The following is a 583-nucleotide window of genomic DNA, read 5'->3' as shown; positions in this document are numbered from 1 at the left end:
CTCCTCGGCGGAAACGACTTGCCAACCAAGTCAGTAAGAAAATAAACAGGAAATAGGTCATCACGAGCGCAGATGTGAAGTGGCCGCTGGTTTGACGCATGTTGTACAAGTAGATTTGTAGGGTTTCGTAGCGAGTGCCGACCAAAATATTGGCGAACACGAACTCTCCTAGTAAGAATGAGAAGGAGAGGAACAACGATGCCATTAAACCTTTCTTTAAATTGGGCAAAATGATCAACAAAAAAGCTTTGGTCGTACTTGCGCCAAGCAAGTGCGCGGCGTCCATCAAATCATGTAAATTTATCGCTTCAAAGCTGTTGGAAATGGCGCGATACATAAATGGCAATGCGATGGTGAAGTAAGTGCCCACTAAAATCCAAGGTGTGCCTATGAGGGAAATTTCACTGTCGGCATAGAGTTGAAGAAGGCCCACAGACGAAACCACAGGTGGTACTGCAAATGGCAGCAAAATCAGGATATTCATCAGCTTGTCGAGTTTCGGAAAGTAGTAAAACACCACGAAAAGCGCAGGCAGTACGAGAACAACACTCAGCGCTAGTGCTGAAAGGCCAATAAAGAGCGA

General features: G+C 45.6%; 1 protein-coding gene. It reads right to left on the bottom strand.

Annotated elements, in window-relative coordinates:
• Positions 1 to 583: ABC transporter permease (locus R8N47_RS26925; protein WP_318186329.1), on the bottom strand; the 583-nt coding region annotated here is incomplete at both ends.

This window comes from Vibrio sp. 2132-1, from assembly GCF_033344315.1.
The sequence above is the reverse complement of the archived record's forward strand: the minus strand, read 5'-3'. Positions and strand labels throughout refer to the sequence as shown.